Origin of the sequence: Oceanobacillus locisalsi, from assembly GCF_042675985.1 — a bacterium.
In the GTDB taxonomy this organism is placed as follows: Bacteria; Bacillota; Bacilli; order Bacillales; family Amphibacillaceae; genus Oceanobacillus; species Oceanobacillus locisalsi.
The window spans coordinates 127612-142346 of record NZ_JBHTKK010000005.1 but is presented as its reverse complement, the minus strand read 5'-3'; the positions used below and the strand labels follow the sequence as shown (position 1 = coordinate 142346).

Here is a 14735-nt window from a genome sequence, read left to right as displayed (position 1 = left end):
TGTTTTGTTATAAATATACTGGACAGTAAAAAGTTTTAAGCATTACGACACCATACGGTCATCATTGGAATCAGGCATTTTTTCCGGGTTTTTTCGCTTGTTTTGAATTATTTGGGTTATGGTCAAACGCGGGTTGCGAGCAAACATAAGAAAAATAAATCGGCGTAAATAAGCCATAACTGTAGCCTCCGAGACGATAGACTTGGATGGTGTTCTCAAATAACGAAAGTAGCGTACTGAACTCTTATGCGAAAATTTGACGGCAATTAATTGCAACAGCCCCATGGCGATGCAGCTGCACATTACAAACCCTTCAATGGCCTTGACGGTTTGCCGAATGTTCCGCCTGTCTTTTGGATCGGTGACTTGTTCCAACGGATGTGTTTCCCCTTTTTGGAGATACTTTTTCAGCTTGGGCACGGATTTACTCCAGAATTGATAGCTAAATCCGCCAATCGCCTGCTTCATCTCCCGAAAGGTGCATTCGATTTTGAAACGATGCCCATACAATTGAATAATATCGACTGGCTCCAATGTCAAATCAGTGCTTACCAAAATAGAGATGCCGCCGTTATACTTCACCAGCACAAAACGCAGCTTCTGGTAATGGCCTTGACCCCATAGTAAATCCAGGCACAGGTATTGTACGGTTTCTTGTTTTTCGTACATCGTCACCGTGGCTGTTTGAAATTCGTCCGCACGGCTTTGAAACAATGTATTCAGCTTGATCATGTTTCCTTTTTTGCGCGGGCGTCCCCGACCCTTCTTTTTCTTGGGTGGGAGCTCATAAGCAACGGCATTCATCTTGGCCCTGGTTACAAGGTGCAGCTGGGCGCCTCCTGACTGATTCAATTGGGTCCATCGTTTTAAGGCAGGGGCAGTTAGGAAGTAACGATCAAGAAGCAGGAGACCATTCTCCTTTAACCCTTTTGCCGCGTTAAAGCCCTGGTCTATTACTTGAATCACGTGGGACTCCCATTGCTTGGATGAATGGCTCCAATCAAAAATAGCTTTGACACCGTCCTGGAGATTGATGAATAAGGGCAAACAGAACCATTTCTTCGGTGTACCCATCAACACACCGATAGCACCAAACAAATGCCCGAAAATGTATGCGGCTTTGGAGGTGTTCTCGGACTCCTGATGGAGCTTTTTGACACCAGGCATATGTCGGGCTTCTTTTGCCTGTTTCATCCCATCTCCAACGAGCACTACCCGACCATTAAGGTAAAAAAGCGGGGCGAAACGCTTGACTATCTGAAGCCATTTCTTTCGCAGGGATTCAAGCGACCAGGCAGAAGAACGAAAGAAATGCACCAGCGTCTCGTAACGATGACCGGGCAGGCCAAGGTCCCGCATAATCGACGTTATACCCAACTGATCCGAACGCAGCATCAAACCAATGATAATGGTAACAAACCAATGGTACGTTTTTTACCGGGAAAAGCAGGAACGAAATTCGAGTAAAATGGTATTGATAAATTTTAACATAGCAGTGGCGATTCGCATGAAAGTCATGTATACTTTCATTATATAACCCTTTCAGCGAATCTGAACTCCTTTCAGAGATATAGTCGTCATCTATATCATTCGCCAGAAAGGGTTATTTTTCCTGCTAAAACTTTTGACTGTCCAGTAAATATATAAAGATTATATATTTGAGTGATGTATAATTTTAAAAGGAAATTATATATGATTTTTAACTAATTATAGTAAAATTATAATCCATTATGCATAAAAGATTGGGGTCAGTTTGAAAAAGATTTTATTTTTACTATTGTTATCACTGGTATTAATTGGGTGTAACAATACGAATGATGATGCTGAATCAGAAAGGGAAGTTTCGACATCCGATAAAAGTGAAGAAGAAAACCAAGATGTAGAATCTAAATCAAAAGAAACAGTAGCAGACACTGCAGAAGCAGAAGAAACAGAGCAACAGGATGAAGAACAACAGGCCGATGAACCTTTGACTTAGACAGAGGAAGATGACGAAGATAATGTTGAAGAAGATATAGAAGATGAATCATCTGGCTGGGACAATCTGAAGGAAAACATAATAGGTAAGAGCGAGAAAGCTTTTTCAGAAATAAAGACAAGTGATCCGAGTGATCTAAGAAATGACCATACAGGCAAATGGAAAAAGAGCACGACATCTGAATTTATAGACGTACTGGATTATGTTTCTTCCTATAGAAAGGATTATATGGAAGTTGGAGACGTTCATTTCATATTAAATTTTGCTTATGATACAACTACCACATTAAATTATATAGATGAGCTTTTGTTTGTTGATATAAAAGAGTATCAGGATGGGGAAGAGCATGACGCAAGTGTTTTAGGAAATGGAATTGTATTAGGAAGTTATATTGTATATCCAGATGGGGACATAGAAGAAATAGGCGAATAAATAGAGTAGGCGTAGGCACTTACTTTTTAGGTAGGTGCCTTTTTTGTTAAAAAATATCTAGTGGGTATCGAATACCAAGTAAATGCTTGGAATACCGTTAAGGAAGTAATTCAATGAAGGATAATTTCATCAATTTTCAACTTCAAGAGAGGGCTGCAGATATATTTCGAAGTCCTCTCTTTATTATGATATTTATGGTGATTTACTTGTTAGAATGTCATTCCCCTATTTATTCTTGTTTGAAATAATAGAAAGCTAAGCTTTTCACTATAATTTAATAATCTATTCCAAATCGAAATGCGGTACGTTTTTGATATTTATCTCCGGCTTTTAAAATAATGCTTGGAAAATTAGATCCGTGCAATGAGCCAGCAAATCCTTGTGTTTCAAAGCAAACACCCAAATATTTTTTGGTTGTTCCTTCCGACAACGTTATTCCATCATCTAAATTATTTGATGTGTACATCACCATCCCTGGCTGATTTGTTTCAATTGTAAGTGTACGCCCACTTGTTTCTTCTCTGACAAATACGTTTTCCTTTTTACCATAATCAAATATAAAATAATGATCAAACCCATTTCCTACAATTTGATTTTGCTCCGTATTTGATACGATACCTTCCCTAAGCTTTTGACCTTGAGTAAAGTCAAAGGGGGTGTTCTTTACATCAAGTAATTTTCCAGTTGGTATCAAGGCATCATCCAGCTCGGCAAATTGATGGCTGGCTATCGTAACATGATGATTATGTATCGTATCACGTAAATTACCTGTTAAATTAAAATAGGAATGATTTGTTAAAGTAAACGGTGTTGTTTCATCCGTTTGTGCCCAATAGTCCAGTATCAATTCATTGTCATTGGTTAATGTGTATGTAACGGCTGTTTTCACATTTCCGGGGAAACCATTTTCACCATCACTGCTAATATAATGTAAGGTGACACCTGCGTACGCATCTGATTCAAATGTTTCTCCTTCCCAAAGGACTTGGTGAAATCCATTGGAGCCGCCATGCAAATGATTTACTCCATCGTTTGTTTCTAGTTCGTATTGTTTGCCATTTAAGGAAAAATGCGCATTTTCGATTCGTCCGGCTACTCGACCAATAATAGCACCAAAAAAATAAGGGTCTGTCTTATAATCTTTGTAGTTATCATACCCCAAAACAACATTTTCAACTTTTCCATTTTTACCGGGGGTACTAATCTTCGTGATAATTCCGCCGAAATTTAATATATTTATCTCCATACCAAGATCATTTTTTAAGATGAAAAGCTTCCACGTTTCATTTAAGTATTTTGTGTTTACCTTCATAAGAACAACTCCAATATGAGTAAGTGAAAAAGGGCTTGATAATCCAAGCCCTTTTTGTTTAGTGTTTGAACTAATAATTATCCCCAGATTTTCACATGATTTTTTCCTTTTTTTAAATCTGCAATTGGTCCTAATACACTTTTTTCTGATTTTTGGTTGCCCAAATAATCTGTATCTAAAGTTACTTCATTTCCATTTGGATCTTCAAAATCTGCATCAACGATTCGTACTGGCGGCAGCGTTTCGGTAGATTGAATCTCTCCAAGTAAGCTTTCGAAATCATCAGGAAGTTCACAAGAAAGATATACTTCATTTCCTTCTTCAATAATACGTAGTTCAGGGTCAAAACGATTTTTTTCTATCTTATCATTTTCTCTTTCAAACGAAGTTGCGCCGTTGAAATATGCATTACGATTGATATAGACAGGCTGATTCACCTTATGGTAAGCCTGATGGTCGCCAGGTTCTTGTTTTACGGTTTCGATATATTCCTCTAATGATGCTGTGTAGCCGTTGTAATGAGCTGTACCGACTCCTTCTAAGTCCGTATCGCCGATGAATATATTGTTATAAAAACGGTCATCACCGCCATAAGTTGCTGCAAAACCAGCTACTTTTGTGCTGTGCGGATAATGATAAGGGGTTGGACGATCCAACATTTCCCGATGAATCATTTTGCCGCGAATAATATTATTTACGTAAGCTCCGCCTTGTGCATGATTATCTAAAGCATAGTCTGCAGTTAGTATATTATGATCAACTAAATATGGGCCACTGCTAACCTCAACAAACAAGTCGCGATTATTTCTATAAAATAGATTTTTGCTTATTCTCGTACCTTGTGTTTGCCAGTCTGACCATATTCCCAGAGAACAATCATGGAAACGGTTATTGTGAATTTGCGTATCGATTGCGGCATGTAATTTAATACCTGCTATCTCATGACCGAAAAATTCTCTCTTTAATGCAATGTTATAAATGTGATTATTATAGATTTCGCTAAATACACAACCAAGATGACCTACTATGCCATTCTGACCGCAATCATAGATTGTGTTATTTCGGATAATATGGGAGCCGACTTTTTCTTTACTCCAACCAACTTGTCGAGCGTGAAATACAGATTCTATTTGATATTGATATCCTGGCTTATCTTTTCGTTTACTACTAAAGTTATTTCCAGTGCTGGTTTCTTTTCCAATACTGATAGCACTGCATTTTGCATCATGAATGCTATTATCCTCGATTATCCAGCCTTTACTCCAATGAGGACCAATAAGCCCAGGTTGATCAGCGGTAGGCGGCGCCCAAGGAGTAGCAGCTTGTGCCAATTCAAATCCTTTAACTGTAATATAATCAATACCTGTATTTACTGGATAAAAAACAGACTTTCTAGTATTTATTTCTACTAATTCTTTATTCGGATCAAACTCATGAAAATTAGCGTAGATTGTTGTGTTGTATTCATCTACCTCTGCAAACCAAGTAAATTTTGTTTGCTCTTGATTATGAACAGGAACAACTTCATTAGTCCAATGATCTAATACTTCTGTTTGTATCTCGGGATTTAGTAGTTGTTCATAGCTTTCAGTCTCATAAAAGGACATACCATTTAAATAGACATCACCTAAATGTCTTCCAGGGTTATAAACGACCCAATCCCCAAAAATTTCTACGGCAAAGGGATTATACTCCCCGAAAAATGTATTAGGTAATTGAACTTTCCATACATTATTTTCTATTTCTTCCCAATTTTTAATATGTTCAGAACCTTTAATAACTACCTTTTCACCCTTTGCTGCTTCATAAGTGATTCTTCTGAGATTACTTAATCCGGAATTTTTAGGGTCTACACATTCCCTATACTCTCCTTCATGGACAATAACTTTATCACCTGCCGTCGCGATAGAAGCTGCTTTGTTAATTGTTAAAAAAGGATTTTGTTTTGTTCCCTCGGCGATATCAGACCCATTTTTTGCTACATGATAATAAACATTCATTTTTTATCCTCCTCATATAAATTATATTTTCGCTAAATCTTTAGTACGATTTTCTCCAACCTTACCTTCTTCAATTTCTCTCTTAACAGACGGAAGAAATTTTTCATAGTTTAATGTGAATGTGACAAGCATAATAATTATGATGCATGCGAATGGGAAATAAATTTGCATTGATTTCATCGCCAAAATAGAACTGTCCGGTTGAATAGACGAACCAGCAATATATCCTCCAACAGTAAGAGCCCATCCGACGATAGCTCCTTGTAGTCCAGATCCAATTTTCATACCTGCACTAGTTAAGCTAAAAACTGATCCTTGTACAGGAACTCCTGATTTCCAATAGATTAAATCTCCAACATCTGCTACGATTGCACTTAGTGCTCCTGTAAAAGGGACAACTCCTATAGCGTTTACAATAAGTCCGACAGTTAACAAGGTTAAATTCTCAGAAAATACGGTCATGATTAAATAAGATATAATTGAAATAATTAACCCTATGGTTATACTTTTTCGGATTCCGAACATTTTTACGAATTTAGGTGCATACATTAATCCTATAATTGTTGGGACAGTAGTTGCTAGACTCAATATAGCCATTACATCTGCATTGTTGAAAACATAAGTAGCATAATAAACCCTAATACCATTATCTGTCTGTCTTAAATACCAAAGCAAGTATAAGATAATTGTTATAATAAAGTATTTATTAGTTAATAGTACTTTCATTATGAGAAAAAAGGGGACTCTTTGTGTTGTATTTTCTTCGGTTTTTCTTTTGGCGATATTTCTTTCTTTTACGAACCATCCAGTAATCATTAAAGGAACTGCGCATAACAAAGCATAAATTATTGTAGTAATTGTCCATCCTTGCTGACCGCCACCAAAACCACTTACCAAAAATGTTGTAAAAGTAGTAATAGATAAAACAGCTAGCTGTGAAAAAATAAAGCGGATACTTCCTAACGAGACACGATCATTCTTGTCATTTGTCATAAGGGAAGTCAAGGAAGAATAAGCGACGTTATTGGCAGTATAAAAAACTGCAGAAATCAGCAAATAGATTAAGAAAATGTATATAATTTTTCCTGTTTGTCCTAATGCACCAGGAACATTAAATAACAAAAATGTTAATAAGCCAAGAATAGGAGCTGTCCAAAAAACCCACGGTTTTGCTTTCCCCATCTTAGTATTCGTGTTATCGATTAATGTTCCCATAAATAAATCAGTGAATCCATCAGTAACACGCGAAATTAAAATAATTGTTCCGATTATTCCAGCGGAAATGCCTACTGTATCTGTCATATATATCGTGAGAAAGGAAGCAATAAATGTCCAACTATAATTTGCTCCGAAATCTCCCAAACCAAATGTAAGTTTTTCGTTCATTTTTAATTTTTGCGTTTTAGCAATTTGTGTTTTATTTTGTTCTGATTGTGCCGCTTGCATTTTCATCCCCCCCATTTTAAATGAAAAGATAACATCAGATCGTAGTGTGGAAAGCCCTTACATAAACGAATATTATTTTCGCTCTATTTTCTAATATTCATAATTGGAAGCAGTTACTATTCAAGTTATTAATCAAGCAAATCAATTAATTATTCCCGATACCGCATCAATTTTTTATTCACTGAGTGTGTTGACGTGTAGACTTGTTGGTAGAGTTTAAATAAATCTTGATAAACTTCTGCGTTTTCTTCAATGGGTTTATATGTTTTTTCTTTCTGTAAAAAAATTTCTGCGCAATCTTTAAGCGTTTTAAACCACTTACAACCATAAGCTGCTAACATTGCTGCTCCTATTCCTGGACCTTGCTCATTGGATAATTTGACAACTTTTGCATTAAAGATATCTGCTTGCATTTGCAGCCAAGTATCATTTTTTGTACCACCACCAATGGAAATAATTTGATTGATTTTCTTTCCTTGCTCCCGGAATAATTGGACAGATTCATTTAATGAAAATGTAACTCCTTCCATAATGGACCGTACAAAATGTTTCATTTCATGCGAACTATCTATTCCAATGAAACTTCCTCGAATTGTCGAATCAAAATATGGTGTTCGTTCTCCATCGATATATGGAGTGAATAATAAACCATTTGCACCTGGTGAAACTTTATCAACATCGTTAAGTAATTGATCGAAGGTTTTGTCTTTTGCGAAAGCATCTTTAAACCATGTAAGGCTTTGGCCAGCTGCTAGTGTAACCCCCATAGTATAATAAGCATTTGATATCCCGTGATTAAAATAGTGAACTTTTCCCTGAAAGTTCCGATCTCCACGCTCTTCATGAGCAAGAACAACCCCAGATGTCCCCGTGCTAACCATTGTTTTGTCTTCCGTTAAGACACCTGATCCAATTGCACCACATGCATTATCAGCGCCGCCAGCAAAGATGTGAGTTGATTTGGGTAGTCCGGTTTTTTCAATAATTTCAGGGATTAATGTACCAACCTCTTCAGAAGATTCTACTAAGGGTGGACATATATCTGAATTTATATCTAATAAATCACAAATACTTTGGCTCCATTCTTTTTCTGCTATATTAAGCAACAGGGTACCAGCTGCATCGGAGTATTCTGTATGCAAACTATTAGTAAGCTTCAAACGGACATAGTCTTTTGGTAACAAAAAATTTTTTACTTTACTATAAAGCTCGGGCTCATTATTTTTCACCCATAATAATTTAGGTAATGTAAATCCCTCTAAAGCTAGATTTTTTGTGAAGTGAAGCAATCTTTCTTTTCCAACTTTCTCATAAATCTCTTGGCACTCCTTAGTAGTTCGTGTGTCATTCCATAAAATTGCATTGCGAAGGACATTTTGGTCTTCATCGAGTAGAACGAGTCCATGCATTTGTCCAGAAAAGCTGATACCTTCAATCTCATCTGGTTTACCTTCGAATTGCTGCATCAATTCGTACAGCCCAGCGACAGTTTGGTCTACCCAATCTTTGGGATTCTGTTCGCTATAGCCTGCTTTTTCTGATAATAGGGGATAGTTTTTAGAAACATTTTTTACAACCGTTCCTTGCTGATTAACCAATAAAAGCTTCACAGCACTTGTCCCTAAATCAACACCAATAACGTATTTCATTACTCAGCCTCCTTTCCATTCAATTTTTAATGATCTGAATAAATTGTAAGCAGATACTGGTTGATAGCAGCCTTGATTCTTTCCAATTGTCCAGATTGTTGGTTTATTTCCTTTAAATCAAGGGCGTGTTCTTCTAATTTACAAAAATCCATTTTTTCTTTCACAATATTCAAACCAATACCATGCGTGTAACTGCTATATCTGTTATTTACAACATTTTCAATAATCTGATCATCTAATAATTTTTGAGCCACTTTCAAACCGATTGCGAAACTATCCATCCCAGCTATATGTGCATGGAAAAGATCTTCTGGCTCAAATGAACCTCTTCTTACTTTTGCATCAAAATTTAATCCTCCTCGCCCTAGTCCGCCGTTTTTGATTATTTCATACATAGCAAGCGTGGTAGAGTATAAGTCAGTTGGGAATTCATCTGTATCCCAGCCTAAAAGAGGATGGCCTTGATTGGCATCTACTGATCCTAAAATATTATTGACTCGTGCATAATGTAGTTCATGTTCAAATGTATGGCCTGCAAGCGTAGCATGATTGGCTTCAATATTAAATTTGAAGTAATCTTCCAAATCATAATGTTGTAAAAAGGCATAACCGCTTGCAACATCGAAATCATATTGATGAGTCGTTGGTTCTTTGGGTTTTGGCTCAATTAGGAATTGACCATCAAAACCAATTTCTTTAGCATAATCTACAGCCATATGGAAGAAACGTCCGAGATTATCTAATTCAAGTTTCATATCTGTGTTAAGGAGGGTTTCATAACCTTCTCGTCCTCCCCAAAATACGTAGTTTTCCCCGCCGAGTTCTTTTCCGATTTCCAGTCCTTTTTTAACTTTTGCTGCAGCGTATGCGAATACATCTGCATTGTTAGAAGAAGCGGCGCCATGAATAAACCTTGGATGAGTAAAATTATTAGCAGTATTCCAGAGCAGTTTCGTTTTACTGTCTTTCATGTAATCTTTGATCATTGAGACGATTATATCTAAGTTTTGATTGGTTTCTCTTAAAGTTTCACCTTCTGGTGCGATGTCCACATCATGAAAACAGAAGTAGGGAACATTTAGTTTCTCGAAGAATTCAAAAGCTGCTTCAACACGAGCTTTCGCTAGATCCATTCCTGTGAATTTATCCCAAGGACGAATAGCTGTTCCAGAACCGAACGGATCTGATAAATCTTCCGTAAATGTATGCCAGTATGCAACTGCAAAACGTAAATAATCCTCCATATTTTTTCCACCAATGGTTTCCTTGGGATTATAAAACTTAAATGCATAGGGATTCGTTGACTTTGGGCCTTCATAAATTACCTGATTTACGCTTGGAAAATAATTCATTTATAATACCTCCTATTTTGTTAAGTGAATTGAAGTAAGTTAATATAACTTTATTTAACTTTTAAACTAAGTCTATTATTTAATGAAACCGTTGTCAATAGCAAAAACAAAATAAGAAATAGAATTTAATATTGGTTTTAAGTTTTGCTATTATGATTAAAAAACTATTAATTAGTATAACGAATAAACTAAGTTTAAGTTATATCCGTTTGATTTCTATGATAGAATAATGATATAGAGTTATTAAATACTAATTCTTGTGGGTATACAAAAGAATAGAGAAAGGAGAAAAATGATGAAAAAAATTCAAACCGGAGATCAAAACTTTGTTAAACAAATGAATAAGTCAATTGTTTTTCGTTCCATTAAAAAAAATGAACCGTTATCCCGCGCGCAAATTTCTAAAAGAACCGGGCTTAACAAAGCTACTGTTTCTACGATGGTTTCCGAAATGCTTGATGAATCATTTGTATACGAAATAGAATCTAATCAATCCAGCGGTGGAAGAAAACCTGTATTGTTATATTTTAATAATCATGCAGGTTATTCTATTGGAATTGATTTGGGAGTTAATTATATTTTAGCTGTCTTAACAGATTTAAATGGTCATATTATAGAGGAAGATAGCCAAACATTGGCTAGTATTGAATATGAAGATGTTAAGAAGATTCTAGTGAATATTATAAAAAACTTAATAAAAAAGGCTCCCGAGAGTACTTATGGCATAATAGGGATTGGTATTGGTGTCCCGGGTAATGTCGACCTTAATGAAAATATTTTATTTGCTCCAAACCTTAAATGGGAAAATATTAATTTAAAAGCAGAATTACAAAATGAACTTAGCATTCCAGTCAAAATTCAAAATGAAGCGAATTGTGGCGCTCATGGTGAGCATCTTTACGGAGTGGGAAAGAACGTATCTGATTTAATTTATATTAGCGTTGGAGTTGGTGTAGGAACAGGTATTATTATACAAAATAATCTTTATACTGGGACATCTGGGATTTCTGGAGAAATGGGTCATGTTACCCTCAATGCAAGCGGCCCTAAATGTCGTTGTGGAAACCATGGTTGCTGGGAATTGTATGCATCTGAACAAGCTCTTTTGAAACAAGCGAGAAAACAAAAAGTATTAAACAATACGGGTGATGTGAGTTTAGAAAAACTTGAAAAAGAAGCAACAACGGGAAATAAAGAAGTTCTGCATATTTTAAACACATTAGGTGAAAATATAGGGATTGGGTTAACAACAGTTATTAATACATTTAATCCAGAAATGGTTATTATTGGGAACAGAATATCTTACTTTAGTCGATGGTTAAAAAACCCTGTTAACCACGTTCTTCAAGATAGGCTTTCTTATTATCATAATAAAAATACTAATGTTGAATTCTCTGCTCTAGGTCGATATTCAAGTGCACTTGGCGCTACTTCAATAGCAATTTCTCATTTTTTATCTGAGCAAAAATTAGAGAAAATGGCATTATAATTTTTTACGTGATCGGAATGAATGATATATATTAATTGAATAATTTAATTGAAGTAAAAAAGAGACTGCTTTTTAAATTAAGAGCAGGCTCTTTTATCATTGTTATTTACACCAAACTAATCTTTTTTTGTGATAATGTTACCTATTCAATCATTTCCTCATTGTTTTTAATCATCTGTTGAACTAACAGGGTAGGATTAAAATCGACGTTGCCACGCAGCAATTCTAAATAATAATGATGGGTTTTTAATGTTCGCTCAATATTACTTGAATGTTTGAAATGAACCATATTTGGCTTGATAATTTCATAAATGGTTTTTCCGATTTCTATAATAAATGGATTATTCGTTGCTTCTAACACAGCATAATGGAATTCTAAATCAATATTCGCGAGTTCCTCAGGACTTAAATCTGGATTCATTCTTTTTACCTGGGAGTGATAAACATCTTCAATATTTTTAATATCATTTTCCTCTGCGATAATCATGTTCATTAATAGTACTTCAAAGTGCTGGCGAAATTCTATAAGTTTTTCTATGTTATTGCTGTGCATAATTAAACTGAATATTAGGGGGTTTAATGAGAACTGAGAAAGATTATTTGTTATAAACATACCTTCACCACGTTTTATTTGTATGACACCTATAGCTTCTAGAATCTTTATTGATTCCCTAACAGGGGTTCTGCTCACTCCTAACTGCTCCATTAATTCCTTTTCAGTAGGTAATTTATCACCTGGTTTTAATGAACCGTTAAGAAGATTATCTTTTATAATTAATACAATTTCTGAGGATATAGTGCGGTTTAAGTTGATTTTTTCAAAAGATAAAGCCATTTTCTCAACTCCTTAAAGATACAACTACTATGATCTTAATTATATAATGCATTTGAAATGTTTTGTTAAATAAAACTTTTCTGTCATTAACTGTTTACAATTATTTATTCTTTTGCTAGTCTATGTACAACATACTACATCGTACGTAATATGTAAACGTCTTATATAAAGCAACTTTTATGCGAAAATTATTGGTATTTAATGTAATAACTGATTTAGGGAAATGAAATCGCTATCAATGAGATGGGTTATTGCTGAAAATATTGTATGAATGAAGGAGTGATAAGTCTATATCCATTTAGTTGTTGGAATTTTAGGTAAATATAATATTTAAATGTAATATCCGAATTCAAAATGTGAAAGTTTGGGATCTTTCATAGGAAATTTATATTTGAATTCTTATGTTAATCATTTTCATTTACGAAAGGGGTATGAATATGAAAAAGAAAAGAAAACAGGAATGGCGCTTTGTCATAGCTAATCGGGAAGCGCGAATTGGTTGTGTGCTAGCTATCATTAATTTTATATGGTGGTATGGATTTGCATATGGGTTGGGTTCGAAACCTCCTGAAGAATATACGTATATATTGGGTTTCCCGGCGTGGATTTTTTTCAGTTTAATTTTGGGAACACTTTTAATGTTTGCACTAGTGTTTTTTGTTGTGAAATTTATGCTGACCGAAATATCGTTAGAAGATGAGAGTGAAGAAGAAGGTGAGGAAGATGAGGTGAGTAATATATGAATTGGAGTGTGGTAATACCATTACTACTATTTTTGATGATTATTTTTATGGTCGGTATATGGTCCAATCGAAAATTAAATAAAACAGATGGTTTTCTTAGCGACTACTTTCTAGGAAGCCGAGAATTTGGAGGATTAGTACTTGCTATGACCATGGTTGCAACCTATGGAAGTGCCTCCAGTTTTTTGGGTGGACCTGGAGCTGCTTATTCTATCGGATTCGGCTGGGTTTTGCTTGCTATGTCTCAGGTAGCGACGGGGTATTTCGTATTACTCGTGTTGGGGAAAAAGTTTGCTATTGTATCTAGAAGATATAATGCTGTTACGTTTATCGATTTTTTGAAGGAAAGATATAAAAGTAAAACAGTTGTATTGTTATCGGCTCTTAGTATTATCATATTTATGTTTTCTGCAATGGCAGCCCAATGGGTAGGCGGAGCTTATCTTATCCAATCCTTAACAGGTTTTAGTTATATAGGTGCTTTATTTATTTTCACTTTATCTGTTTTGATATATGTCATTATAGGCGGATTTCGTGCTGTAGTAATAACAGATACAATCCAAGGTATTGTTATGTTTTTTGGCACATTAATATTGCTTATTGCTGTCATTGTCGCAGGGGGAGGATTATCTAATATATTTTCTGATTTAGTATCTATTAATCCCAATTTGATTACACCCTTTGGAAATGATGGTTCATTAACTGCTGCTTATGTATCCTCTTATTGGATTCTTGTAGGTGTGGGTGTAGTCGCCCTGCCACAAATTGCGGTAAGAGCAATGTCTTATAAAGATTCTAAATCGATGCACAAGGCAATCATGATTGGAACAGTAGTAGTAGGAACTATTATCCTTGGTATGCATTTGATTGGAGTATTTGCAAGACCAATAATGCCGGGAATTGAAGTAGCAGATCAAGTTATCCCACTTGTTGCTTTGGAAGTTTTACCTCCATGGATTGCTGGTATTATACTTGCAGCACCTTTAGCGGCCATTATGTCCACTGTTGACTCTTTATTGTTGCTCGTTAGCTCTTCTGTAGTTAAGGACGTTTATATAAATTATATCAAGCCGAAAGCAACAGTAAATCAAGTGAAAAATGTAAGCATAAGTGTGACTGCAGTAATAGGGATTGTTGCTTTCCTACTAGCTATCAGTCCACCAGATTTATTGATATTCTTAAACTTATTTGCATTTGGCGGTTTGCAAGCAGCATTTATGTGGCCGTTTATCATGGGATTATATTGGAGATATGCGAATAAAAACGGTGCGATTGCATCCATGATTACAGGCATTGGTTCTTATATTGCCATTCATTTATATAATGAGGCATATGGGGATTTATTCGGTGTACATGCGGTTACGGTTCCAGTTTTCTTTTCGTTGATTATTTTTGTAGTATTTAGTTTGTTATTTAAGCAGGAAGCATATGAGTTTCCAACGCAAAATATAAAGAAAGAAGCCTAAATATCATAGATTTATAGAAAAAGTTTAATAAGA

At 35.4% G+C, this 14735-nt stretch carries 13 protein-coding genes; 6 read left to right on the top strand and 7 right to left on the bottom strand.

What is annotated here, in order from left to right; genetic code table 11:
- Positions 1 to 42 precede the first annotated feature (42 nt).
- Positions 43 to 1377: a transposase gene (locus ACFQ19_RS06755; RefSeq protein ID WP_379591329.1), complete on the bottom strand. Its 1335-nt coding sequence runs from the start codon at positions 1375 to 1377 to the stop codon at positions 43 to 45.
- On the opposite strand from ACFQ19_RS06755, the gene ACFQ19_RS06750 reads away from it, so the two are divergent.
- The 3 genes from ACFQ19_RS06750 (at position 1312) to ACFQ19_RS06740 (ending at position 2410) form a co-directional block, all read left to right on the top strand.
- Complete coding sequence (locus ACFQ19_RS06750) at positions 1312 to 1467, top strand: hypothetical protein (RefSeq protein ID WP_379591330.1); 156 nt, start codon at positions 1312 to 1314, stop codon at positions 1465 to 1467. The genes ACFQ19_RS06755 and ACFQ19_RS06750 overlap by 66 nt on opposite strands.
- A gap of 286 nt (positions 1468 to 1753) precedes the next feature.
- A complete protein-coding gene (locus ACFQ19_RS06745; RefSeq protein WP_379591307.1) occupies positions 1754 to 1978 on the top strand; it encodes a hypothetical protein in 225 nt (74 codons plus the stop codon).
- 228 nt (positions 1979 to 2206) lie between these two features.
- Positions 2207 to 2410 (top strand): hypothetical protein, encoded by a 204-nt coding sequence (locus ACFQ19_RS06740; protein ID WP_379591306.1) that lies wholly within the window; start codon positions 2207 to 2209, stop codon positions 2408 to 2410.
- A 274-nt stretch (positions 2411 to 2684) separates the two neighbouring features.
- Here ACFQ19_RS06740 and ACFQ19_RS06735 read toward each other — a convergent pair whose 3' ends face one another.
- The 5 genes from ACFQ19_RS06735 to xylA form a co-directional block, all read right to left on the bottom strand.
- Complete coding sequence (locus ACFQ19_RS06735) at positions 2685 to 3722, bottom strand: aldose epimerase family protein (protein ID WP_379591305.1); 1038 nt, start codon at positions 3720 to 3722, stop codon at positions 2685 to 2687.
- A gap of 77 nt (positions 3723 to 3799) precedes the next feature.
- Positions 3800 to 5722: a right-handed parallel beta-helix repeat-containing protein gene (locus tag ACFQ19_RS06730; protein WP_379591304.1), complete on the bottom strand. Its 1923-nt coding sequence runs from the start codon at positions 5720 to 5722 to the stop codon at positions 3800 to 3802.
- A gap of 21 nt (positions 5723 to 5743) precedes the next feature.
- Positions 5744 to 7168 carry an MFS transporter gene (locus tag ACFQ19_RS06725; protein ID WP_379591303.1) on the bottom strand — a complete coding sequence of 475 codons (1425 nt, stop codon included), beginning with the start codon at positions 7166 to 7168 and terminating at the stop codon, positions 5744 to 5746.
- A gap of 149 nt (positions 7169 to 7317) precedes the next feature.
- Entirely contained in the window at positions 7318 to 8817 is a 1500-nt protein-coding gene (gene xylB, locus ACFQ19_RS06720; protein WP_379591302.1) for a xylulokinase, read from the bottom strand.
- Positions 8818 to 8843: 26 nt separating this feature from the next.
- Positions 8844 to 10169, bottom strand: a complete 1326-nt coding sequence (xylA, locus tag ACFQ19_RS06715; RefSeq protein ID WP_379591301.1) for a xylose isomerase — start codon at positions 10167 to 10169, stop codon at positions 8844 to 8846.
- A 295-nt stretch (positions 10170 to 10464) separates the two neighbouring features.
- Between xylA and ACFQ19_RS06710 the strand changes: the two genes are divergently transcribed.
- Positions 10465 to 11658, top strand: coding sequence for an ROK family protein (locus tag ACFQ19_RS06710; RefSeq protein WP_379591300.1), 1194 nt, complete (start codon positions 10465 to 10467; stop codon positions 11656 to 11658).
- 142 nt (positions 11659 to 11800) lie between these two features.
- Here ACFQ19_RS06710 and ACFQ19_RS06705 read toward each other — a convergent pair whose 3' ends face one another.
- On the bottom strand, positions 11801 to 12493 hold the full coding sequence (locus ACFQ19_RS06705) for a FadR/GntR family transcriptional regulator (RefSeq protein ID WP_379591299.1): 693 nt from the start codon (positions 12491 to 12493) through the stop codon (positions 11801 to 11803).
- A 437-nt stretch (positions 12494 to 12930) separates the two neighbouring features.
- On the opposite strand from ACFQ19_RS06705, the gene ACFQ19_RS06700 reads away from it, so the two are divergent.
- Together ACFQ19_RS06700 and panF are read left to right on the top strand one after the other, a co-directional pair.
- A complete protein-coding gene (locus ACFQ19_RS06700; RefSeq protein WP_379591298.1) occupies positions 12931 to 13236 on the top strand; it encodes a YhdT family protein in 306 nt (101 codons plus the stop codon).
- Positions 13233 to 14702: a sodium/pantothenate symporter gene (panF, locus tag ACFQ19_RS06695; protein WP_379591297.1), complete on the top strand. Its 1470-nt coding sequence runs from the start codon at positions 13233 to 13235 to the stop codon at positions 14700 to 14702. Before ACFQ19_RS06700 ends, panF begins: the two co-directional genes overlap by 4 nt.
- Positions 14703 to 14735: the final 33 nt, after the last annotated feature.

Excerpts from the sequence above, each read along its gene's own strand:
- ACFQ19_RS06735 (WP_379591305.1), bottom strand. The coding sequence starts at position 3,722 with ATGAAGGTAAACACAAAATACTTAAATGAAACGTGGAAGCTTTTCATC.
- ACFQ19_RS06740 (WP_379591306.1), top strand. The coding sequence starts at position 2,207 with ATGGAAGTTGGAGACGTTCATTTCATATTAAATTTTGCTTATGATACA.
- ACFQ19_RS06725 (WP_379591303.1), bottom strand. The coding sequence starts at position 7,168 with ATGCAAGCGGCACAATCAGAACAAAATAAAACACAAATTGCTAAAACG.
- ACFQ19_RS06750 (WP_379591330.1), top strand. The coding sequence starts at position 1,312 with ATGCACCAGCGTCTCGTAACGATGACCGGGCAGGCCAAGGTCCCGCAT.
- xylB (WP_379591302.1), bottom strand. The coding sequence starts at position 8,817 with ATGAAATACGTTATTGGTGTTGATTTAGGGACAAGTGCTGTGAAGCTT.
- ACFQ19_RS06730 (WP_379591304.1), bottom strand. The coding sequence starts at position 5,722 with ATGAATGTTTATTATCATGTAGCAAAAAATGGGTCTGATATCGCCGAG.
- xylA (WP_379591301.1), bottom strand. The coding sequence starts at position 10,169 with ATGAATTATTTTCCAAGCGTAAATCAGGTAATTTATGAAGGCCCAAAG.
- ACFQ19_RS06705 (WP_379591299.1), bottom strand. The coding sequence starts at position 12,493 with ATGGCTTTATCTTTTGAAAAAATCAACTTAAACCGCACTATATCCTCA.
- panF (WP_379591297.1), top strand. The coding sequence starts at position 13,233 with ATGAATTGGAGTGTGGTAATACCATTACTACTATTTTTGATGATTATT.
- ACFQ19_RS06700 (WP_379591298.1), top strand. The coding sequence starts at position 12,931 with ATGAAAAAGAAAAGAAAACAGGAATGGCGCTTTGTCATAGCTAATCGG.
- ACFQ19_RS06710 (WP_379591300.1), top strand. The coding sequence starts at position 10,465 with ATGAAAAAAATTCAAACCGGAGATCAAAACTTTGTTAAACAAATGAAT.